Below are 23,646 nucleotides of genomic sequence, written 5' to 3'. Positions count from 1 at the left end.
GAAGGAATGATTCTGTATTTTTTAATCCATAAAAAAAGCTCCTGTACAGGAGCTTTTTTGCCTTAAGGCTGTTTTAAATACGGCCAGGCGGCTTTTAAATAAATAAACATCGACCACAAAGTCAGCACCACCGCAGTATAGAGTAAGGCATAACCAAGCAATTCCAGTGGCTCCCAGTTCAGCAAGAACACGGAAATCGCAATCATCTGAAATGCAGTTTTATATTTCCCGACGGTAGAGACCGCCACGCTGGTACGCGCGCCAAGTTCTGCCATCCATTCACGCAAGGCCGACACGGTAATTTCACGTGAAATAATTACAATCGCGGCAAAGGCCATGGAAATGGTCGGCTGCCATTGCACCAAGACAATCAGGGCGGCTGCCACCATCAGTTTATCCGCCACCGGATCCAGGAAACGGCCAAAGGCTGAGGTCTGGTTTAAGGTTCGTGCCAGATAGCCATCAAACCAGTCAGTGACGGCAGCAATCACAAAAATAGCGGTCAGAATCAGATGCCGGGTCATCCCTGCATCATGATCATGGATTCCCATGGCAGGCGGCCAGTAGGCCACCAATAAAAATACGGGAATTAAGGCTATACGCGCTAAAGTTAAAATATTTGGAATGTTCAGGATTCGACCTGTTGTCATAGACACCGCCAATGCTTCCCCGTTATGCACGAGCTAAATGCACATATTTTTTGAGGGTTTATCCATCGTTAATAGGCTTCACTTTATACGAAATGGCAGAAAGTGTCACTAGGCAAAGACCGTTACGGTTTGCCGCGAAATGGCAATCAGCCGGTTTTCAGCATCCCAAAGATGCGCCATTTCAGTAGAATAGCCATCTGCCGCATGCTCAGTAATCACTTTATATTTAAACCAATCATGCACTTGGTGGCGGATCGGATGCACATAAGTAATATGCCAGGTCAGCGAACTGGCCGGTGACAAGGTTTTAAATAAAGGCAGTACACCCGGTGGCCAAATGTCCATCAGTGTGACCAGATCGGCCACAGTAAAGTCGCGGTTGGCATGTTTTTCTGGCGTATAGCGGCACCAGCCACCAAAATCGGACTGCTGGCTGCCGGTACACGGATAATCGCCTTCGGCCCAGCACACCTCAAACTGCTGATAACATTCCGGCATCAGCTGATGCACCGGTAAATAGTTAAGCTGCGCTGGTGCAGGATAATCCGGCGCCACCGGTTCCTGCTGTACCTGAATAGTGGACTCACGCGCCGCGCCAAAGCTGGCCAGCAAGATGCTTTGTACCGCATCATCCTGCCATAAGCGCACTTCCAGCGTGGTCACCGACTTGCCCTGTCGCAAAATTTCTGCACTGATTCTGGCCCGGTCTTCCCGCACCGGCCCGACAAAGGTCACCGATGCACTGAGCAGACGTTTATCCGGGTCGGCAATCACCGAAAGGGCTTTCTGCATCATCAGTCCGGCCACCAGTCCGCCATAGATGGTTCGGCCCTGTAACCAGCCTGTTGGAATCTGAATCCATTCATCCTGCTCGATTGCGGCAAATACAGAACGCAGCGACATATATTTTCCTTTTTATTGAGTGCGCTTCATCTTGCAGCTTTTCAGTGTGGATGTGAATGGTCAATCGTATACTGGCCAGTGACTATTTTTGCCAATAGGTCAAATATGCCGGACTTATTCGTGCAGAATTTTATAGATGGTCCGCGCCATGACCTGCCCCAGTCCCGGTACCAGCATCAGGTCTTTTTCCGAGGCTTTTAGCACGCCCTGAATCCCGCCAAAATGGGTCAGCAAATCACGGCGGCGTTTTGGTCCCAGGCCGGGAATCACTTCCAGCACCGAACTGCCACGTTTTTTATCACGTTTGGCCCGATGCCGGGTAATGGCAAAACGGTGCGCTTCATCCCGTACCTGCTGAATCAGATGCAGGGCTTTATGGTCTTCCGGCAGCTGGATTTTGCTGCCATCGGTAAAATGCAAGGTTTCCAGTCCGGGTTTACGCCCCTCGCCTTTGGACACGCCGACCATAAAGGCTTCCAGTCCCAGTTCCTGCATCACTTCCATCGCCATATGCAGCTGGCCTTTACCGCCATCAATCAGCAGCAAATCCGGCAGCATGGCTTTTTTATAACGTCGGGTCAGGGCCTGACGCATTGCGGCATAGTCATCGCCTTCGGTAATGTCATTGATGGAAAACTGGCGATAATCGCGTTTGCGCGCACCGCCCGAATCAAACACCACACAAGACGCCACGGTCGCTTCGCCCATGGTGTGGGAAATATCAAAACATTCAATCCGGTCAATAGGACGCCCCACCACCTGCTCCAGCTGATGAAAACGCTCATTCAACTCGAAGTGATTGGCCAGCTTGCCTTTAATCGCGTGTTGCACGTTCATTTGTGCCAGTTCTTGCCATTCGGCCCGGGTTTCGCGGACTTTGTGCTTGATCTGGACTTTCTGCTGAAACTGCTGCTGTAGCGCCTGCTCCAGCTCTTTGGCATCTGGCAGTTCTACATTGACAATCAGCTCGGCCGGTACTTCATCGGCGACCTGAAAATAGAAGTTGGCGATAAAATCGGACAACATCTGGCCCTGATCATCTCCGAGCATATCCGGGAAATAGCTTTTCCCGCCCAGCATCTTGCCATTGCGCACATGCATAATCTGCACACAGGTCACCCCAGCCTGATAGGCAATTGCCAGAATATCGGCTTCGCCTTTGACCTTATAAATGGCCTGTTGTGCCTGTACATCGCGCAGCAAGGCCATTCGGTCCCGATAAAACACCGCTTTTTCAAATTCCAGTGCTTCAGCCGCGGCTTCCATTTTGGCAATCAGTTCCTGATTCAGTTCACGGGTATCGCCCTGTAAAAAACGGATCGAGTTCTGCACATCTTCCTGGTAGGCTTCCGGTGAAATCAGCCCGACACAAGGCGCCGAACAGCGTTTGATCTGATATTGCAGGCAGGGACGTTTGCGCTGGGAAAAATAGCTGTTTTCGCACTGGCGCACATTAAACAGCTTTTGCAGCACGATTAAAGTATCGCGGGCGTTGTAGGCACTTGGATAAGGCCCGAAAAATTTACCGACCTGATGCTTGCCTTTGCCACGGCCACTGGCAATCCGCGGATAAGGCTTGTCACTGGAGACAAAAATATAGACATAAGATTTGTCATCGCGCAGCATGATGTTATACGGCGGCCGATGCAGCTTGATCAGGTTCTGTTCCAGCAGCAAGGCTTCGGTTTCAGAGCGTACCACCAGCGTTTCAATATCATAAATCCGCGCCACCAGCGCCTGGGTTTTCGGATGTTCGATGGTTTTCACGAAATAGCTGGACACGCGATTTTTAAGATTCTTGGCCTTGCCCACATATAACAGTTCCCCATCTTTACCCAGCATGCGGTAAATACCGGGCAAGGTGGTCATATTGGCCAGAATTTTGACAATATGTTCGCGTGCGTTTTCGTTCACATTCAGCCTATTTATCGATCTCGTCTGCTCTAGCATGATGTGATGGTGATTCTGCTATTTTCAAGCATTGCCGCGCAAGCATGCCGGCAGAAATGACATGATTGCTACAAAGTCTTAGTGCCACAGGCAAATTTTGCTATGCTGAACAGCTTGTCCCGCTCAGGATTCAGTTTATGCACACCGCCCACTCTGCCATGCATATTATTCAGCCGGCCACCTCAACACATGCGGCATCGGAAAAAGACCGCCTGATTGGCAAACCGCGCTTTCATTTTGAACCGCGTGAAGTGATGCAGCTGCTCAGAACCCGGATTATTGGACAGGACACAGCCTTAAATGAAATTGAAAAAATGCTGCATGTGGTCAAGGCAGATTTTTCCAGCCCGGAACGTCCGCTGTCGGTGACGCTAATGCTGGGGCCAACTGGCGTCGGTAAAACTGAAACTGTCCGGCTGATCAGTGAAGCGATTTATGGCCGCCCGGATGCTTTTTGCCGGATTGATATGAACACGCTGGCACAGGAACATTATGCAGCAGCACTCACCGGTGCACCGCCGGGCTATGTTGGCTCCAAGGAAGGCCATAGCCTGTTTGATGAAACTGCGATTGCAGGCAGTCACACCCGCCCCGGCATTGTGCTGTTTGATGAACTGGAAAAAGCCTCGACTGAAGTACTGCGCGGGCTAATGAATGTGCTGGACACCGGCAAACTGACCCTGACTTCTGGCACCAAAACCATCGACTTTCGCAATTGCATGATTTTCATGACCAGTAATGTCGGTGCCCAAGCTGCGCAGCAATATCTGGACAAGCTGAATCTGTTCCCGAAAAAAATGCAGGACCTCTGTCTAAAACGTCTGCCGGCCAGACAGATTATTGAAAAGGTGATGCAGCGCCGTTTTGATCCGGAATTTCTCAACCGGATTGACCGGACCCTGCATTATGCGCCGGTCCAGGAAAATGCCCTGCCGCAACTGGTCGAGATTGAACTGGAAAAACTGAACAAACGCCTGCAGCATCAGAAACGTCAGGTGCAGCTGACCGATGCCGCCAAGGCTTATTTTTATCAAGGACATGATATTCGCTATGGCGCCCGGCATTTGGGCCGCCGCATGCGCACCGAACTGGAACCGATTCTGGCGCTGTATTTCCTCAGTCATCCAGAGCAGCTTAGTCTGTGTCTGGACTGTCAGGATCAGCAGCTGTTGATTCAGCCGGACCCAGCGACCAGCACTGAATCAGGACGATAAAGGCTGTTTAATCGCGGCGCAGAATTGCTCCGGATGCCGCGGCGACACCAGCACAAACTTGTTCACGCCATCTTGCTGATAGTCAATCTTTAAGCGTTTTAAGGACATGGCCGGAGATGCCACCGAGTTATTGGTCGGTGATACTTTTTGAATCTGCGCCAATGGGATGCGCCAGCTTAAAAACAGGCAGCGGATGGTCAGGCAGTCTTCGCTCACACGATAGCGGGTATTCCACACCGGCCACCAGATCACCACAATGGTCAGCAGATACACCGCGGTATGCACCGGATACGCTTGCATGGTGCCTTTGGCCTGCATGGTCAGTAACAATTGCACCAGCAGCCCAGTCATACAGATCAGAAAGGCCAGCACCCACCAGTCAATTTTGGAACGAAATTTCTGCATTATTTTCCCCTTTACTGTCTGTATCTTACACAAAATTTATGGGGACTGCTGTATTCGGCCGTGCAGAAAAAAACGCCCATGTGGGCGTTTGGGTTGGAGTGCAAAAGATCAGCATGTCATCTTAAAACAGATAAGGCCGGATAAAAATCAGGAAGAATAGCCCCAGCATCAGCACCCATTTTAAAATGTAATACAGGGTCCGGTTTCTGGCTTTCAGGGCCTTGGCCTGAATCCGGATCTGATAAACATAGGCAAAGACTTTATTCAGGCCGCCGGTACGATCGCCAACTTCATTGGGCGAGCTGGCTGCCGTCATCACCTTTTTACCAAACCATTGATTAAACTTTTGCATCCAACGGGTAGTTAACGGCCGCTCGACATCGGCAAAGAAAATAATCCGGTTTTGCGTAGTGCCATTTTCAGCATAGTGAATATAGGTTTCATCAAATACCACACTTTCACCATCACGCCATGAATAGCGCTGGCCATCGACATCAATAAAACAGCGCTCATCATTCGGGGTCATTAAGCCCAAATGATAACGCAGCGAACCGGCATAAGGATCGCGATGCCGGACCAGGCGGCTGTCCGGTGCCAGTTCGGTAAACATTGCCGCTTTGATACTTGGCAAGGTTTTTAATAAAGCCGTGGTTTTCGGGCACAGCTCGGCCGCAGAAGGATGCGCGGTGTCATACCATTTCAGGTAAAAGCGTTTCCAGCCGGTTTTAAAGAAAGAGTTAAACCCCAGATCATCATATTTGCTGGAGGCCTTGATGCCGCCTTGTTCATACAGCGCTTTGGCCTCATCGCGAATCATCTCCCAATGTTCATCCAGCACTTTTAAATCCTGAAAATGCTGGGTGTCGATGTAGGGCTGATTCGGTACGCGTGAAAAACGGTACATCAGAAAATTAATCGGGGCGAACAGGGTCGAATGGTCAAAGAACTGACGATAAAACGAATGCCGAACTTTGCCGCGTTGCTGGATATAAAACGCTGAAATGACAAAGATGGCCAGAATAATCCACTTAAGCATAGCAACATCCGGGAAATTGCCGCCCTGTACAGGGACGACAGACAAGCCAAAATATCGGCGAGTATAACAAATTTAGCCAGGCCAATCAGCCAGGCGTTTAAGACACAGCGTTGCAAAACTGGCGCTGTTCAGGTGCTTGCAATGCCCTGTCCATTCACACAAATTGACTTTTTTGACCAAAACACCACAACTCCGGCATGGGCAGTAGCAGCTTTTTCCGTTATAAACAGAAGGCAACCGCGCCAAAAAAGTAAAACTGAAACAAGTACTTCATCTGCTTTTAAGCGAAATAAGCAGGAGAAGAAAGGGAACAAGACCTTGATTGGGCATAGAAAAATTGATGACCCTTGCGTCACGGCTTGATACAACTTGTTATGTTCTTTTTCGATATAGTTATCGTAAGATTAGCGAGGCATAGAAGTGTGCGGGAAATGCACACTCGCTTCACAACATCAACTTAGAAATCCTCCAAAATAAAGGAGATCAGGCATGATCCACGCTGGCAATGCCATTACCGTCCAAATGCTTTCGGACGGAATTGCAGAATTCCGCTTTGACTTACAAGGTGAGTCGGTCAACAAATTTAACCGTGCAACGATTGAAGATTTTAAAGCTGCAATTGACGCTGTCAAAGCCAATAGTGAAATTAAAGGCTTGGTGGTCACTTCAGGCAAATCGACCTTCATCGTGGGTGCAGATATCACTGAGTTTGGTGAAAACTTCGCACAAGGCGAACAAGCAATTGTGGAATGGGCGTTGCCTGTTCACGACATCTTCAACAGCTTTGAAGATCTAGATATTCCTAAAGTCGCTGCCATTAATGGTATGGCGCTGGGTGGCGGTTTTGAAATGTGTCTGGTCTGTGACTACCGTGTCATGTCCGAACAGGCGCAAGTCGGCCTGCCAGAAATCAAGCTGGGAATTTTCCCGGGCTTTGGTGGTACAGTACGTTTAAGCCGTTTAATCGGGATCGACAATGCGGTTGAATGGATGGCAATGGCCAATCCGAAAAAACCAGCCGCAGCATTAAAAGATGGTGCAGTAGATGCCGTTGTTGCCGCGGACAAACTGACTGAAGCAGCGGTTGATCTAGCTAAACAGGCAGCAGCTGGCCGTCTGGACTGGAAAGCCAAGCGTCAGGAAAAACTCGATCCGGTGAAATTGAACCCGCTGGAACAGATGATGGCGTTCAACACGGCGAAAGGTGCGGTATTAGCCAAAGCGAATCCTGCACAATACCCAGCACCAAAACTCATGCTGGATTCTTTACAAGCTGGTGCAAGCTTGCCACGTAATGACGCACTCAAAGCAGAAGCTGAAGGCTTTGCTAAAGCTGCTGTAACGCCTCAAGCAGGTGCGTTGATTGGTTTGTTTATCAACGACCAAGTGGTGAAAAAGACCTCGAAAAAATATGAAAAAGGTGCACATCCTGTGAACCAAGCGGCTGTACTCGGCGCGGGTATCATGGGCGGTGGTATTGCTTACCAAGCGGCAAGCAAAGGCACACCAATTATCATGAAAGACATCGGCAACCCACAATTAGCATTAGGGATGTCTGAAGCAAACAAATTGCTGACCAAGCAAGTTGAACGTAAAAAAATGACACCTGCCAAAATGGGTGAAACTTTGGCACGTATCCGCCCAACTTTAAGCTATGACGAGTTTAAAGAAGTGGATATCGTGATTGAAGCCGTGACTGAAAATCCGAAAGTCAAAGGCATTGTGTTGGCTGAAACTGAAAAATCAGTACGTGAAAACACTATTATCGCGTCAAACACATCGACCATTTCGATTACACGTTTGGCTGAAAACCTACAACGTCCTGAAAACTTTGTCGGCATGCACTTCTTTAACCCAGTGCACATGATGCCATTGGTTGAAGTGATTCGTGGTGAAAAAACTTCACCTGAAGCAATTGCGACCACTGTGGTTCTTGCTCAGAAAATGGGTAAAACACCAATTGTTGTGAACGACTGCCCAGGCTTCTTGGTGAACCGCGTATTGTTCCCTTACTTTGGTGCATTCGACTTGTTACTTAAAGATGGTGCAGACTTCCAGCAAGTCGACAAAGTCATGGAAAAATTCGGCTGGCCAATGGGCCCTGCATACTTAATTGACGTTGTCGGTATCGACACGGGCGTTCACGGTGCAGAAGTTATGGCAGAAGGTTTCCCTGACCGCATGAAGCCTGACTATAAAGGCTCAATCCAAGTCATGTATGAAAACAAACGTCTTGGTCAAAAAAATGACGTTGGTTTCTACAAATATGAGTTGGATCGCAAAGGCAAGAAAGCCAAAGTGGTTGATCCAACTGCATACGAGCTTGTGGCATCTGTGGCAACATCTGAAAAACGCGAATTTGATGCACAAGAAATCATTGACCGTATGATGTTGGCGTTCTGTAACGAAACTGTTCGTTGCTTAGAAGACAATATCGTGGCAACACCATCTGAAGCAGATATGGCGATGATTATGGGTGTAGGTTTCCCTCCATTCCGTGGTGGCCCATGCCGTTACATCGACCAAACAGGTGTTGCTGAATACGTTGCGCTTTGCGACAAGTATGCACACTTAGGAAAAGCTTATGAAGCGCCACAAATGTTGCGTGACATGGCTGCTAACAACAAAAAATTCTACGGTTAAGGAGCAACGTGAATGGCTACTTTAAATCCACGTGACGTTGTCATCGTTGATGGCGTACGTTCTGCAATGGGTAAAACCAAAAACGGTATGTTCCGCAATGTACGTGCTGACAGTCTATCGGCTGAATTGGTTCGTGCTTTAGTTGCTCGTAACCAGTTTGATGTCAACGAAGTTGAAGACGTAATCTGGGGCTGTGTCAACCAGACTCTGGAACAAGGTATGAACATTGGTCGTAATATTGCATTACTGGCTGATCTTCCAAAAACAGTAGCGGGTCAAACCGTAAACCGTCTGTGTGGTTCTTCAATGCAAGCCATCCACACGGCTGCAGCACAAATTGCAACCAATCAGGGTGATATTTTCATCATTGGTGGTGTAGAGCACATGGGCCATGTGGGCATGATGCACGGTATCGACATCAACCCTGCTGCATCGAAGCACTATGCCAAAGCATCAAACATGATGGGCTTAACTGCTGAAATGTTGGGTCGCATGAACGGTATTTCGCGTGAAGAGCAAGATGCCTTTGGTGTGGAATCACATCGTCGTGCATGGGCTGCAACACAAGAAGGTCGTTTTAAAAACGAAATCATTGGCATTGAAGGTCATGACGCAAACGGCTTTAAACAGCTATGCGACATCGACGAAGTGATCCGTCCAGATGCTAACCTTGAAGCATTCCAAGCTTTACGTCCTGTATTTGACCCGAAAGGCGGTACAGTAACAGCGGCAACATCTTCAGCATTGTCTGATGGTGCATCTGCTATGTTGCTTATGTCTGCTGAACGTGCACAAGCATTAGGTTTGAAACCACGTGCGGTGATTCGCTCTATGGCGGTTGCAGGCTGTGATGCAGCAATTATGGGTTATGGTCCAGTACCTGCAACGCAAAAAGCCCTGAAGCGCGCTGGTCTGTCGATTGCTGATATTCAAACTTTTGAATTGAACGAAGCATTTGCGGCACAAGGTCTGTCTGTTCTAAAAGGCTTAGGCATTTATGATCAGCAAGATCGTGTGAACTTGAACGGTGGTGCAATTGCACTCGGTCACCCATTGGGTTGTTCAGGTGCGCGTATCACCACCACATTGCTGAACGTGATGGAACAACAAGATACCCAAATTGGTCTTGCGACCATGTGTATCGGTCTTGGTCAAGGTATCGCGACAATTATTGAGCGTGTTTAATCTTTAAATACCAAGATAAAAAACCCCGCTTAATGCGGGGTTTTTTATATTCGCAGAAATCACTTAATAAAAACGCCCCATGTGCTACATCGGGCGTTTTTAAATTGCATCTCAATCACGACTGAAACAAGCTTCAGCTCATCGCCTTAATGTTCCGGCTTGGCCACTGTGGTTAACACTGGCTCAACCACTGTCTTTTTACCAAAATGAAGATGGTTAAACAGGATATTCAGGAAAATCGCCATCACACAGGTCGAGCTAATGCCCGAATGGAACAGGGTTTTAAACCAGGTCGGAAACTGGGCATAGAAAGAATGATCAATAATTGGAATCATCCCGGCGGCTAAAGACGTTGCCACAATAATCAGATTCTTCTGGTCGCTATAGTCCAGTTTAGATAAAGTACGAATCCCGCTGGCCGCCACTGTACCAAATAGGACCAGACCAGCGCCGCCTAATACCGGCGTAGGAATGGAAGCAATAATACGGCCCATAATCGGCAGCAAGCCCAAGATCACCAGAATCAAGCCACCGGCAGCTACCACAAAACGGCTTTTCACACCGGTAATCGCCACCAACCCCACATTCTGAGCAAAGGCACTTTGCATAAAGGTGCCAAAGAAGGGCGCTACTGCTGAGGAAATCATATCGGCGCGCAAGCCATTGGCAATACGCTTGTCATCGACTTTGGCACCGACAATATCTCCCACTGCAATAATATCGGCCGTGGTTTCAGTTAACACCACCACCATCACAATGGTCATGGCCAGAATTGCAGACAGATGAAAAGTCGGTGCGCCAAAAGCCAAAAAGTCAGGAAAGGCAAACCAGGCACCCTCACCCACTTTGGAAAAATCGCCAAAACCCAAGACATAGGCCAGAATCGAACCGATCAGAATCGCCAGTAAAATTCCGGTACGGCGAATGGTTTCAGAACCAAAACGGCTTAAAAGCAGCAAAATCCCCAGGGTCATGGCGGCCAGACCAATATTCTGCATAGAACCCCAGTCAGGTGCATTGCTATTGCCACCCATAATCCAGCGCACGGCCACCGGCAATAAAGACAGGCCGATGATGGTAATCACACAGCCGGTCACCACCGGTGGAAAGAAACGGATAATCTTGGCAAAAAACGGCGCCAGCAATAACCCGATTAAGGAGGAGGCAATCACCGCGCCCAGAATGGCATTAAAACCGCCACCCGTGGTGGCAATACCCACCATGGTGGCTACGCCGGCAAAGGACACGCCTTGTACCAGTGGCAAGCGTGCCCCGAAATATTTCACCCCCAAGGTTTGTAACAGGGTCGCCAGTCCGCCCATAAATAATGAAGCAGTAATCAAAATCCCGATTTGCGCAGCAGTTAAACCGGCCGCTGTGCCGACAATTAATGGCGGTGCCACAATACCGCCATACATGGTTAATACATGCTGTAAGCCATAAGTCAGGCTTTTTCCTGTCCCTAAAAATTCATCTTCGGGCGAAATATTCTGTTTGCTCGTTGTCATATGTAGCCCCACGCCGCAGCTTAGTGATGCTTTTCTCTGAAGCCATCCTTAAAAATATACTGGCCCTTGCCTGCATGTTGCAGACAAGCGCGATTCCTGCGGGATTGGAGCAATTACTATGCCATTTTAAAAAATCTGGCGGATTTTGCTGGTAAATCGGCACTAACATGAGGATGAGATGAACTAGTTAAAGACAGGAAAAAACAGAGAGATACTTTCTAAAATTTTAGAATTTTATCAATTACTTAGACCAATTTTTTTCATTCATAATTTTATTTTTCTACTCTGTTTAAGTAGATCACGCACGATGCTGTCCATGTATATAACTTGTAGCCATCCACACCCTGAAAAAGCGCTAGAGACTGTACAGTCACAGTGCATTTTCATAGCCATCTCGGCCAGCAGCAGCACTAAAATATATCCTGAGCCCGTGACTCTATGATCGTTAAGGATACACCTTACATCTACCGATACTGCCTCATCACGGTATTGGGGCAGTATTAAGCTTTGGCTTAAAACAGGTGCAAGAAGTTGAGCTGTTGCTTATAGCTTTTCAGCCAGTGCCTGCTGATGCGCCTGGGTAATGTCCTGCATTTGCTGATTCAGCTTGAGCATGTCCTGATAGGCCTGATTAAACTGTTTCAGGCCTGCATCTTCATAGAACATAAACAGGTTGTTTTTCATTTCCCAGCGATTATTTTTTAGAATCCCAAGCAGCACATAGGCCTGACTCAGGCTTTGTTTTTCCAGCTCAAACAGCACCGTGCCTTCATCATTCTGGCGGCTTTCCAGCAGAGATTCACTTAACTGACGGCGCAGGTGCGATTTAATCGGTAATTCTTCAATTTGGGCCAGCGCCTGTGCTTCATGTTCAGTCAGATGCTCCTGATATAGCTCCATCATAGCCTTGACCTGTGACAGCATGGCTTCAGTTTCGGCATAGTCCTGTTTTTTATCTTCATTCAGGCGTTTAATATCCAGAAACTGATCCCATTGCAACGCTTTCAGTTCGCGTAAATAGCTATTACGCGCTTCGGCACTTTGCACCAGATGGCTAATCACAAATTCAGCCATCAGGGCATAATCACCGCTTAAACGCGGATCGGACGGATCAACCTGAATCGGGGTCGACCAATCCTGCGCCTGTACATAAATCTGCTCGGCCTTTTCATACAGTACGTTCTGATATTCGTGTAATTGGGTCAGTTCTTTTTGTTGTGCCTGATATTGATAAAACATCAATCCAAACACGGCACAGGTCACGAGGACGATGATCCACACTATACGTCGCATATCCTGTCCTCTTGTTGTAGTTCTCGTTATCATAACGCTTTGTTGTTGTATCGCCCGTTTTTTAGACAAAATTATTCAACAAAGCACACAAAAGATCAAACAATAAAAATGACTTAAGTGATTTATTTTATTAAGCTAATTTTTTATTGTTTAGCTCATTTTGGAAAAATATAAAGTGATGAGGATGAAAAATACGGTTTGCTGGCGGCAAAGTACCCATCTCGGCTTTAATTCAGGCAAATCATCCCCATCAATAGTTGAAAACAAGGCAAAGAGAATATTCATGCGTGTAGATATCTGGTCCGATGTGGTCTGCCCTTTCTGTTATATCGGCAAAAAACGTCTTGAAGCCGCGGCAGCACAGGTCGGCGTAGAACTTGAGGTGCACTGGCACAGTTTCCAGCTTGACCCCGACGCACCGGAACGTCAGGAAATTTCCAACTCTGAACGTCTGGCGCAAAAATATGGCCGTACCTTGGCAGAAGTAGAAGACATGCAGCGCAATATTGCCAGCATGGCTGCTGAAGAAGGTATCCAATTTAACTGGGAACAGGCCAATTCCGGCAATACCTTAAATGCCCACCGCCTGATTCATCTGGCGCAAAGCAAAGGCTTGGGCAATGAAGCCAAGGAAGCCTTTTTCTACAGCTATATGACCCAAGGTCTGGCCATTGGCGAACGCGAAACGCTGGAAGATGTCGCTGCACGTATCGGTTTAAACCCGGTGGAAGTCGATGATGTGCTCGATTCCGATGCCTATGCCGATTTTGTGAAATTTGATCAGGATGTAGCGCGTGATCAGCTTAAAGTGACGGGCGTACCCTTTTTTGTATTTGACCAGCGCGTTGCTTTAGCCGGTGCCCAGCCACGGGAAGTGTTTGAACAGGTGCTGAAAAAAGCTTTGGAAACACCTACAGACAACGGCGCGCAATGTCAGGATGACCAGTGCGATGTACCGGAACAATAAGCAGTTACATCCTTAAGCATCGCTGCCATAAAAAATCCCCTTACGGGGATTTTTTTCTATGTACTTTATTCCACCAGGAAACTGATTTTTAAATTAACCCGATACTCGGTAATCTTATTGTCCTTAATCACCACTTTCTGTTCATTAATCCAGGCACCCTGCAGGTTTTTGACTGTTTCACCGACTTTGGCAATGCCGCTTTGAATGGCATCTTCAAAACTTTTATTACTGCTGGCATTCACTTCTACTACTTTTGCAATCGCCATGATTGATCCCTCAGTGTTGGTATAAACGTTCATCTTAGAATAAAAAAAAGACAATAAAAGAGCGCTTAACCATACCGCGTCAAAAACTTACATCTCTATACAGATCAAGGGATTTGTACAGAGATGACGCGTGGATGGGGCAAAAAATCTGGAGATTTTTTCATCTTAAAACAGGATGATCTCGTTCTTGTAAAAATCATCATTAATTTAAATCTTGTAGCTAAATGATTAGAGCAATTATTCTAATTTATTGTTTTTAAATGTTATTTTTTAACAAAAAGTCTTAAACTTGCCGATATGATCATTTTCTCTCAATCACAACGCGCTATCATAGCTGTTGTTTGAATACACTCTCTCACGATGACTTTTCTCCCAAGTCATCCTTTTTTGTGAAGGTAAGATTGATGAACTTTTTAAAAGCGCTTGGCCTGTTTATGGTCACCCTGTATGCAGCCAATGTATCAGCAGAAATGGTTTATGTACCAAGCTTCCCGACTGAAAAAGCCCACACTGAAACCGTGAGCAACGATCAGCCTGCAAGCGCTGAACAGAACAAAGAAGCTTAAGCACTTCTTTAAATACAAGCAGACCTCAGGTCTGCTTTTTTTATTGTGGTTTAGAACAATTCTGCGGCTGACACCTGATCCGACCGGACAATTTGAGACTGACATTTTTTGTCAATTCGGCAGCATGATCTGTTTATTCTCTGATTTAACTGAAATTTATCTAAAAAATTTTTTAATATTTCTTATATTGAAATCCCAATTTCTGTCATAAATGCCTAAAAATCCACAAAAGCTGACATTTTTTTTCATGTAATTTTTAGTGAAATACCTATAATCAAAGTGATCCAAAACAATTATTTAAGTACAGGTTGATGAGAGAGCAATGCACGAACTTCAAGCCCTGATTCAGAGAAAAATTTCTCCACAAGAGATTAATGTAGAAAATCTGGTGGCGCTGGCGGAACATTATTCACAGCCGCATTCTGCCGAATACAAATTGGTTGAACTGGCCCTGAATATTGTCCTGGCCAGTTATCTGGAAAAAGCACAACAACTGGTTTAAGTTTCCACCATGAATACTTTAGAAAAATCCCGGCTGATTAAAGAACTGCATGACCTGACGGGCGCGCTGGAGCGTCGTTCCTTGAGTCTGTATGAAACTGCCAAGGCCAAAAGCCGGATTAAAAGTATTTTTGTTGAATGCGACCAGCCTCTGTTTAAAAAGCAGATTCTGGCCTATAAGACACAGGTGCAGCCGGAACGTTCTGCCGAAGAATTTGCGCGTGACACCATTTATGCACGTTCTTTTCGGGGCGTGTTTCAGCAGGTCGAGGCGCTAGAACAGGCCTTATATGCCCAGCCCGATTCAGGTTGGGCCATCTTGTATCAGCCCGCCTCCGGCTGGCAAATCTGGCTGATTCCGGCACCCGCACGTACTGCCCTGCTCAGTGACTGGGGCAATCTGGAACAGGTCTATCGCTGGATGTTGCAACAGCAGCATCAGTATCGCAGTCTGCACACCGATCTGGAATTACTTAACCAGCAAAACTATGCCGCAACGCAGGCCTTTCAGCATACCGTCGCAGCACGTTCATCTGTAGCGATAGAACCTGAAGAAGCAGCTCAGCAGTTCAAGCCTACCAAAGCCGCACCTGTTCAGCCTGAACAGCAAGCAGATTCCGTACCCGAAGCAGAGTCTAGCGCCCGTCATCTGCTGCTCAATCAGCTCAGCTGCCCGATTTCCGAATTACCCCTGGACCATCTGCCGGCGGAAAAACTGTGCCGGGTATTTTTACCAGCCCGGCCTGAAGTGATGCAGTATGCCGATGTGCTGGTTCATGATGCAGAGCAAGCAGCTCTGCTCAAGCGCCCCGGTTATGTGGCCGAGCAGATCAATGCCCAAGGTCGTTTTATTAAATATCTGGTCTTGTTTGGCGCCTTGGATGCCATGCAAGCCACCCGTTTTGCCCACGCCTTTAGCCAGCAGCATGAACATGAAATTGCCGCAATTCGTGAAATAGACAGCGCTGTACTGGAAAGCCAGCTGTTTGCGCTGGACAGTCTGTTTCAGTGCTATCAACATGCCGAGCAGATGATCTGGCACAAAGAAGATTATTATCCGTTTATTCCGCTGCACCTGATTCATACCCAGAAATTTATCCAGTTTGAGGAAACAGCAGCCACGCTGGCCACCCCGCTGATTTTATTAAAAGAGCGACAAAAAATTCGCCTGATTCATGGCCAGCAGCGTTTACAACTGGCGCGTACCGAACCGGCCTATCCCTATATTCTGCTCGATCGTCAGCAGGGCGTGAGCTGGCAAATCATTCAAAAAGTCTTGAATCACCTGCCTGCGCCGGTCGACCCTTTACGTCTGGTTCAGGCCATTCAACGGCTCACCGCCAGTTAATGTTTATGTTTTTGTAGCTGCATCTTGCTTTTCGCCTGAAGATTTTCAACACTAGCAAAAAGAGCTTAAAGATCAGTAAATAATGCCAAGAAAAGTACATTTTATAGCGCCATCATTATTATTATTTTGCCTGTTAGGCAGTGGATATACGGTTGCAGACAACAATACCAACCTGGAGACAGAACCGCAGACCGCACCACCAGGTTATGAGGTGCCGCTGGTGCCCGAAACTGAGGCGGGTAATGGTTTTTTCTATACCCTGCCGCGCCTGATTGATGCCACCCCGACCATTTTGCCGGAACAGTCGAATGAACCGATTGTGCCGCCCACGCATGAAACCGAAGAACAAAGCTGGGTAGACCGGCGCCAGAAACAGATTCGCCACTGGGCAGACAATACCGCACATAAAATTGATAACTGGTTTGGAGAAACCAGCCCAGAGGAACCGGCCTCTGCGACCTTGCGTATTCTGGTCGACAGTCGCTGGAACAAATATGATGACTACGATATTAAACCGCGGGTACGTGGCCGGATTAAACTGCCGACGCTGGAACGCAAATTAAGTCTGGTCTTTGGTGATGACTCACTGGATAACGAACTGCAAAACAGTGTTGCCATTACCAATGAAAACCCCAGCAACAGCCCGGACAAAACCCTGGATGGTCGACGGGCGCGTGAAGACAACAGCTCCCTGGCCTTACGCTGGTCTGACTTCACTGAACGCTTACCCTTTGAAACTGATGCCGACCTCGGGGTGCGTTCTGGCGATGATATTTATGCCCGTTTAAAAATTGCCAAGGACTGGGAACTGGTCAATGATTTTTCCTTTCATGCCGAGCAGATTTACCGTTACGGCCTCGACAGTGAAAACTATTTAAGAACCAACCTGGAACTTATTCATGCCCGGCCTGATCATCCGTTTTTAAGCAACCAGTTTAGCCTGACCTATGCCGATGAACAGGATGATGACCTCAGATGGGACAATTACAGCTTTAGACAGCACCAGTTCTTCCACGGCAACCGTTTTAACTACGGACTCTACACCGGCGGTTATTATCATAATGATGATTTACGCCTGAACAGCTGGGGACCGTTTGTGTCCTGGCGTCAGCCGTTCTTGCGTGAATGGTTTTTTGTGCAGGGCGACCTGAATTACTATAATGATGACCGTGAAGACCGCAGCCATTTCCCGAGTGTCTTGCTGCGTTTAGAAGCCCTGTTCTAAAGCCGTCAACAATATAATCGTGCATTAAAAAACCTCCCGCAGGAGGTTTTTTTAATAGGCTTATTTTAAGAGCAGACTGTTGATGCGTTTCAGGTACTCTGCCGGATTTTCTGGCAGTCCCCCTTCTGCAATCAGGGCCTGATCAAAAATCACATTGGCCAGATCATCAAACTGAGCCGAACCTTGCAGTTTTTGCACCAACGGATGCTGCGGGTTAATTTCCAGAATCGGTTTCATTTCTGGCACCGGCTGACCGGCATCTTTCAGCATCCGGATCAACTGTGGCGACAATTCCCCATCAGCCGTAACCAGACAGGCCGGAGAATCAACCAATCGTGTGGTCACGCGCACTTCTTTGGTTTTATCTTTCAGCGATTCAGACAGCTGCTCCACCACTGGCTTAAACTGCTCTGCCGCCTGTTCCAGTGCCTTCTTCTCTTCAGCATCTTGCAGATCGCCCAAATCGACCGCACCTTTAGACACGTTTTGCAGCGGTGTACCATCAAACTCATGTACGAAGTTCATGGCCCATTCATCAACACGTTCAGTCATCAGCAGGACTTCAATGCCTTTTTTCTTGAACAGCTCCAGCTGCGGCGAGTTCTTGGCCGCGGTCAGGCTATCTGCGGTTACATAGTAAATGGCTTTCTGGCCGTCCTGCATCCGCGCTTTGTAATCTGCCAGTGAGGTGCTGACCTCATCCTGGGTGGAGGTCGCATAGCGTAATAATTTCAGGATACGCTCACGGTTACCAAAGTCTTCGCCCAGGCCTTCTTTTAAGACCGAACCAAATTCACGATAGAAAGTCTTGAAGTTGTTCTGGTCTTTTTCATCTTCAGATTTGGCCAGACCATCCAGCATGGTCAGCACACGGCGTGCGTTACCTTCACGTATGGTTTTCACATCGCGGCTTTCCTGTAGCAGTTCACGGCTGACGTTCAGCGGTAAATCGGCGCTATCCACCACACCCTGTACAAAGCGCAAATAGTTTGGAATCAGGTTGTCAGCATCATCCATAATAAACACGCGTTTGACATACAGCTTGATGCCAGCTTTGGCTTCGCGGGTAAAAATATCATGTGGTGCTTTTGGTGGAATATACAGCAACTGGGTATATTCGGTGCTGCCTTCGACACGGTTATGCGACCAGGCCAGCGGCGCTTCAAAATCATGGCTCAGGTTTTTATAAAACTCGATATACTGTTCTTCGCTAATCTCGTTTTTACTGCGGGTCCATAAAGCACTGGCCGAGTTAATCGCTTCCCATTCATCAGTTTTCACATACTGGCCGCCTTTTGGCTGTTCACCTTCCGCTACTTCCTCTTCCTGCCAGACTTCTTTTTGCATTTGAATGGGCAGGCTGATGTGATCAGAATATTTATTGATAATCTGCTTCACTTTATAGCTTTGCAGATAGTCCAACGCATCTTCACGTAAATGCAGGATGATGTCGGTGCCACGACCTTCCTTGTTGATTTGCTCGACTTCAAATTCACCGGTGCCACCGCTGATCCAGCGTACACCTTCCGATGCGTCCAGACCGGCACGGCGTGATTCTACGGTAATTTTATCGGCCACAATAAAGCCAGAGTAGAAACCCACCCCAAACTGGCCAATCAGCTGGGCATCGGCTTTTTGATCACCGGTCAGCTTGGACATAAAGTCTTTGGTGCCGGATTTGGCAATGGTCCCCAGGTTATCAATCGCTTCCTGCTGGCTTAAACCAATACCGTTATCGGAAATGGTCAGGGTATTGTTCTCTGCATCCAGACGCACACGCACGCGCAGGTCCGGATCATTTTCATAATATTCAGGATGGTTGATGCCTTCAAAACGCAATTTATCGCAGGCATCAGAGGCGTTAGAAATCAGTTCACGCAGAAAAATTTCAGGGTTGGAATAAAGAGAATGCGTCACCAAATGTAAAAGCTGAGCCACTTCAGCCTGGAAACTGTGTTTTTGTGCGCTTTGTTCGCTCATTCATCACTCCTTAAATTGACAGCATTGTTGTATTGGAATGCCTTATGAATTGGAGTGAGGCGACGATTTTTCAATAGGAAAACAAAAAAATATTAAAATGGGCCCTGCTGATAGACCCGCTGCATATACTGCTCCAGCTTTTGCTGACGCATCTGGTAAACCTGGGTCAGACATTCAACCGACTGGCCACAGCGGTCACGCAGGGCCAGCCAGCGCACCTGTTCATCCCGTATAGCCGAACGTGTCCCCATCGGTACCAGACGGTTAATAATTTTATAGGTGGTGGCCATCTTCACATCGGCATCATTAACATTACGATATTCACAAATGGCATGTTCGGTTGGGGTTTGAGCACGTTCACAATTAAAGCTGGCTGCAGCGGCAGGCAGGCTGATCAAACTGGCGAAGACCAAGGCAAAGGTTGTATTTCTATTCATATTTGATCTTCTCACTTTTTCATTTCTTTCATTTCATTCACTACAAATTAAATGAAAACGAATACTTAACTCAATATTCTGATTTTGTTCTATTGTTATCATTTTGCAATAAAAAGGCCCCATCACCAGGATGGGGCTACGCTGAATTTTATTATTGGTACTTTTTTATAATTAGAATTTGTAGCTATAACCGATGGTGTACACCATTGGATCGATATCTAAATCGAAGCTTTCTAGACCTTCAATTTGAACTTCTGGGCTGATTTGTGCATAACGTGCATCAAAGAATACGCCCCAGTTTTTGGCATCTGCAGGCTGGAAGTTAAAACCAATCTGGCCGGCAAAACCAAAATCTTCTTTTACTTTAATATCAGCATCAGCTAAGGCATTTTTACCACGCTCATCCCAAGCCACAAATGCGGTACCACCGACACCAATGTACGGTGTAAAACCGGTATTGTTTTTAAAATGGTATTTTGCCGTCAGCGTTGGTGGTAAATGTTTAATACGTACCACATCTGTACCCGCTAACTGAACATCATGGTTAATTGGTGCAGCTAAAAGCAGTTCTGTCGAAATATTGTCATTAAAGAAATATTCAACTGAGGGGGTAAATGCATATTCATGATCTGCCTCAACTGTTGCGCCGCCGAGATTATAATCGCCTGTAGGTGCTACAACCGAACCGCCCAGCTTGACTTGCCATTGGCCTGCCATCACAGAAGCAGAAAGACCCATTAATGCAACGAGTGTAATTTGCTTTAACATTTTAATACCCCACTGGAAGATTATTTATTCAAAAATTAAACATTAATTAATAATAAACACGTTAGAAATTAATATGCAATACTTATCCGATATAATAATTTTATATTATTTTCAAACTATTGATTATTAAATTAATTTATTTTAACCAACCACACAACTTGGTTTTAAATACCAACCTTCTTTATCAAGATTAAATAATAATATTCAGATTAAAATACTCAGGTTTATTTTAAAAGCTCTATAATATATATTTTAAATACATCTATTATTAGATTATCAGAATAATTATAAGATTTATTATAAATAACCCGGATCCTGCTTAAGCCGATGATTCCTTAATTTGAATTGTTGGCTTATTTTGATGGGTTAATTGATATGCATATAGTGAGGCGTAAATTCCACTCAGAAATCCATGAAGACTACGTGCTTGACTCGTCACTAAATTGTATTGCCCCTTCAATAAACTGAATAATGTTTCTATCTTATTGCGTTGTCTTAGGTGATATTCATCTGATGCACAGAGTTGAATAGCCCGCATATTCTTTCGATGATAAGTAATCAAATCAATACCTTGATCTTTCAATCTGATTTTTAATTCTTGGCTGATGTAACCTCGATCCCCGTAAAGTTTTGCTTCTATACCAGCAACCAATTGCTCAACCATTTTTATGTCAGCAACATGTCCATTCGATAAAGCAGAACAGGCAATTTCACCAAATTGATTCATCGCAATATGTAATTTACAGCCATAAAACCAGCCCATTGAGCTTCTACCACGTGATGCAATTTGGACTAATGATTTATGACGCTGAATACGTTGATTTTTACAAACTGGCAGAGTTGTTGAATCAATCCATAAATATTGTGTAGCTTGGTCTTTCATCAGCGCCACATGTAAAGCGTGTAGGGCCAATTGGTGCATATTGATCAGATGAATCATCCTTTGATAGCAAGGCAAGTACTTAAATAAATGGCTTTTATCTTCTTTTAACCAGGTGAAAAAGGCTTTGAAATTATTGAAATGAGAGCATTTGTACCAAATGGCAATAAAGCAGATTTCTGAAATTGTGAGTTGAGCAGTTCTGATTCTTAAGGAACCACAGTTTTGTTTGAGAAACTCCCAATAAGTTGATTCAAATTTAAGAAAAAAATCATCAATTACGCAGAATAATTCGGTACTATTGAACATCAGGACTAGAGTTGTGAGTTTGGTGTGGTAACTCAACTGATGGCTCTAGTCCTCTTATTTTTCAAGTCAATTTCTTATCCGCGATTCAGGTTATAAATACATCTATGATTCAAAAAAAATCCCGGGATTTTATTCCCGGGATATTTCAGGTTAAAGCACCATGGCGGCAATCCAGCCAAAAATCATCAGCGGGATATTAAAGTGAATAAAGGTCGGCACTACACTGTCTTTCATATGGTCATGCTGACCATCCATATTCAGGCCTGAGGTTGGCCCCAAGGTCGAATCCGAAGCAGGTGAACCGGCATCGCCCAGTGCAGCCGCAGTCCCAATGATCGCAATAGTTGCTGCAGGACTAAAACCAAATTGAATACAGAGCGGTACATAAATAATCGCCAGAATCGGAATGGTAGAGAATGATGAACCGATACCCAGAGTAATCAGCAAACCAATCAACAACATTAAAAAGGCTGCAAGTGCCTGGCTATTACCAATCCAGTCAACCGATGCTTCAACCAGCGCAGAAACCTGTCCTGTTGCCTCAATCACAGCAGCAAAACCTTGCGCAGCAATCATAATAAAGCCAACCAGTGCCATCATCCGCATACCGGTAATAATAACATCGTCCGCTTCTTTCCACTTAAAGATCCCGGCACAGCTCAGAATCGCTACACCAACCAGACCGGCCAGAATCATCGAATCTGAATACAGCTGCACGCCAAGGGTTACCAGAATCGCAATGACTGCCATCCAGATGGTGAACGTCGCCACTTCAGGTTGACCTGATTTTTGTGCCACACCCATTTCAGCCGAAATGCTTTGCTGCTCTTCAATATGCACGTCTTTATATTCACGTGGCTTACGGTATGAGAAAAACACCGCGATCAGCAAACCGACAAACATCCCGAATACCGGAATGGCCATCGCTGTTGGAATCTGGTCATAGCTGATCTCAAATCCATACGGCTTGCCAAAGGTATTAATATTATGGCCCAGAATATCATTCAGGAAGATGGCGCCAAATCCGACCGGCACCAGCATATAGGTGGCCACCAGACCAAAGGTCAATAAACAGGCCACCAGACGACGGTCCAGTTTCAGGTGGTTAAATACCATCAACAATGGCGGAATCAGCACCGGAATAAAGGCAATATGTACCGGAATCACGTTCTGGGAGAATACCGCGGCAATGGCCACCACCAGGAAAATAAAGTATTTGACCCGGTTTTGCGCTTTCAGATCGGCCTCACCCTTTAAGGTGTGAATCATTTTATAGGCCAATAAATCAGGTAAACCTGAACGCGCCAGAGCCAGTGCAAAAGCACCTAAAATACCGTAGGCCAAAGCAATTTTAGCACCACCGCCCAGGCCATTATTAAACGCCTCTAAAGTACCTTGCAGGCCCAAACCAGCCAGCAAACCACCCGTAACGGCACCAATGACCAGTGCAAAAACAACAGGAACACGTGCCAACGACAGCCCGAACATGACTGCGATGGCGGCAAGAATTGCAAACATAAGAAAAGACGGATCGAGAAAAAACGCTATTTTATCAGAGATTGATCGCTATTTAGCTGCTGTTGTTGCGCTGTCCGATATTTGTCTTGACCTT

The 23,646-nt window shown here is 46.4% G+C and carries 20 protein-coding genes and 1 pseudogene; 8 read left to right on the top strand and 13 right to left on the bottom strand.

The window, feature by feature from the left end:
* Positions 1-62: 62 nt before the first annotated feature.
* From pgsA to uvrC, 3 genes are all read right to left on the bottom strand, one after another.
* A complete protein-coding gene (gene pgsA / locus F905_RS13470) occupies positions 63-650 on the bottom strand; it encodes a CDP-diacylglycerol--glycerol-3-phosphate 3-phosphatidyltransferase (RefSeq protein WP_034598126.1) in 588 nt (195 codons plus the stop codon).
* A 108-nt stretch (positions 651-758) separates the two neighbouring features.
* Entirely contained in the window at positions 759-1,553 is a 795-nt protein-coding gene (locus F905_RS13465) for a thioesterase family protein (protein ID WP_005181735.1), read from the bottom strand.
* Between the two features lie 114 nt (positions 1,554-1,667).
* Complete coding sequence (gene uvrC / locus F905_RS13460; RefSeq protein ID WP_005181732.1) at positions 1,668-3,467, bottom strand: excinuclease ABC subunit UvrC; 1,800 nt, start codon at positions 3,465-3,467, stop codon at positions 1,668-1,670.
* A 173-nt stretch (positions 3,468-3,640) separates the two neighbouring features.
* Between uvrC and F905_RS13455 the strand changes: the two genes are divergently transcribed.
* Complete coding sequence (locus F905_RS13455; RefSeq protein ID WP_005181730.1) at positions 3,641-4,717, top strand: AAA family ATPase; 1,077 nt, start codon at positions 3,641-3,643, stop codon at positions 4,715-4,717.
* Here the strand turns inward: F905_RS13455 and F905_RS13450 are convergent.
* Both F905_RS13450 and lpxO read right to left on the bottom strand, forming a co-directional pair.
* Positions 4,706-5,122: a PH domain-containing protein gene (locus tag F905_RS13450; protein WP_005181729.1), complete on the bottom strand. Its 417-nt coding sequence runs from the start codon at positions 5,120-5,122 to the stop codon at positions 4,706-4,708. The genes F905_RS13455 and F905_RS13450 overlap by 12 nt on opposite strands.
* Before the next feature lie 121 nt (positions 5,123-5,243).
* Positions 5,244-6,158, bottom strand: coding sequence for a lipid A hydroxylase LpxO (gene lpxO, locus F905_RS13445; RefSeq protein WP_005181728.1), 915 nt, complete (start codon positions 6,156-6,158; stop codon positions 5,244-5,246).
* Between the two features lie 489 nt (positions 6,159-6,647).
* Between lpxO and fadB the strand changes: the two genes are divergently transcribed.
* Positions 6,648-8,801, top strand: a complete 2,154-nt coding sequence (gene fadB, locus F905_RS13435) for a fatty acid oxidation complex subunit alpha FadB (protein WP_005181727.1) — start codon at positions 6,648-6,650, stop codon at positions 8,799-8,801.
* Positions 8,802-8,813: 12 nt separating this feature from the next.
* Positions 8,814-9,986 (top strand): acetyl-CoA C-acyltransferase FadA, encoded by a 1,173-nt coding sequence (gene fadA / locus F905_RS13430; RefSeq protein WP_004975824.1) that lies wholly within the window; start codon positions 8,814-8,816, stop codon positions 9,984-9,986.
* A 146-nt stretch (positions 9,987-10,132) separates the two neighbouring features.
* On the opposite strand, the gene F905_RS13425 is transcribed toward fadA, so the two are convergent.
* Together F905_RS13425 and F905_RS13420 are read right to left on the bottom strand one after the other, a co-directional pair.
* Entirely contained in the window at positions 10,133-11,494 is a 1,362-nt protein-coding gene (locus F905_RS13425; RefSeq protein WP_005181726.1) for a nucleobase:cation symporter-2 family protein, read from the bottom strand.
* Positions 11,495-12,037: 543 nt separating this feature from the next.
* Complete coding sequence (locus F905_RS13420) at positions 12,038-12,787, bottom strand: hypothetical protein (RefSeq protein WP_005181725.1); 750 nt, start codon at positions 12,785-12,787, stop codon at positions 12,038-12,040.
* 283 nt (positions 12,788-13,070) lie between these two features.
* Here F905_RS13420 and F905_RS13415 point away from each other — a divergent pair, with 283 nt between their 5' ends.
* Positions 13,071-13,754 carry a DsbA family oxidoreductase gene (locus F905_RS13415; RefSeq protein ID WP_005181718.1) on the top strand — a complete coding sequence of 228 codons (684 nt, stop codon included), beginning with the start codon at positions 13,071-13,073 and terminating at the stop codon, positions 13,752-13,754.
* Between the two features lie 65 nt (positions 13,755-13,819).
* Here the strand turns inward: F905_RS13415 and F905_RS13410 are convergent, their stop codons facing one another.
* Positions 13,820-14,020, bottom strand: a complete 201-nt coding sequence (locus F905_RS13410) for a dodecin family protein (RefSeq protein WP_005181715.1) — start codon at positions 14,018-14,020, stop codon at positions 13,820-13,822.
* Positions 14,021-14,424: 404 nt separating this feature from the next.
* On the opposite strand from F905_RS13410, the gene F905_RS15545 reads away from it, so the two are divergent.
* From F905_RS15545 to F905_RS13395, 4 genes and pseudogenes are all read left to right on the top strand, one after another.
* Positions 14,425-14,586 (top strand): hypothetical protein, encoded by a 162-nt coding sequence (locus F905_RS15545; protein WP_005181712.1) that lies wholly within the window; start codon positions 14,425-14,427, stop codon positions 14,584-14,586.
* A 322-nt stretch (positions 14,587-14,908) separates the two neighbouring features.
* Complete coding sequence (locus F905_RS13405; RefSeq protein WP_005181710.1) at positions 14,909-15,088, top strand: hypothetical protein; 180 nt, start codon at positions 14,909-14,911, stop codon at positions 15,086-15,088.
* A 9-nt stretch (positions 15,089-15,097) separates the two neighbouring features.
* Positions 15,098-16,435: a hypothetical protein gene (locus tag F905_RS13400; RefSeq protein WP_005181709.1), complete on the top strand. Its 1,338-nt coding sequence runs from the start codon at positions 15,098-15,100 to the stop codon at positions 16,433-16,435.
* Positions 16,436-16,697: 262 nt separating this feature from the next.
* Positions 16,698-17,660: pseudogene (locus tag F905_RS13395) on the top strand (hypothetical protein); the annotation flags it as partial.
* 60 nt (positions 17,661-17,720) lie between these two features.
* On the opposite strand, the gene htpG reads toward F905_RS13395, so the two are convergent.
* From htpG to F905_RS13370, 5 genes are all read right to left on the bottom strand, one after another.
* Positions 17,721-19,640, bottom strand: coding sequence for a molecular chaperone HtpG (gene htpG, locus F905_RS13390; RefSeq protein WP_005181707.1), 1,920 nt, complete (start codon positions 19,638-19,640; stop codon positions 17,721-17,723).
* 92 nt (positions 19,641-19,732) lie between these two features.
* Positions 19,733-20,077: a lysozyme inhibitor LprI family protein gene (locus tag F905_RS13385; RefSeq protein ID WP_005181705.1), complete on the bottom strand. Its 345-nt coding sequence runs from the start codon at positions 20,075-20,077 to the stop codon at positions 19,733-19,735.
* 171 nt (positions 20,078-20,248) lie between these two features.
* The gene (locus F905_RS13380; protein ID WP_005181701.1) at positions 20,249-20,845 is read right to left on the bottom strand and encodes an OmpW/AlkL family protein; all 597 of its coding nucleotides are present in this window, start codon (positions 20,843-20,845) and stop codon (positions 20,249-20,251) included.
* A 319-nt stretch (positions 20,846-21,164) separates the two neighbouring features.
* Positions 21,165-22,034 (bottom strand): IS982-like element ISAcsp2 family transposase, encoded by an 870-nt coding sequence (locus tag F905_RS13375; RefSeq protein ID WP_034598122.1) that lies wholly within the window; start codon positions 22,032-22,034, stop codon positions 21,165-21,167.
* A gap of 150 nt (positions 22,035-22,184) precedes the next feature.
* Positions 22,185-23,552, bottom strand: a complete 1,368-nt coding sequence (locus F905_RS13370) for a Na+/H+ antiporter family protein (RefSeq protein WP_005181697.1) — start codon at positions 23,550-23,552, stop codon at positions 22,185-22,187.
* Between the last annotated feature and the right edge of the window lie 94 nt (positions 23,553-23,646).

Source organism: Acinetobacter sp. CIP 53.82, from assembly GCF_000369465.1.
GTDB classification, from domain to species: Bacteria; Pseudomonadota; Gammaproteobacteria; order Pseudomonadales; family Moraxellaceae; genus Acinetobacter; species Acinetobacter indicus.
The sequence above is the reverse complement of the archived record's forward strand: the minus strand, read 5'-3'. Positions and strand labels throughout refer to the sequence as shown.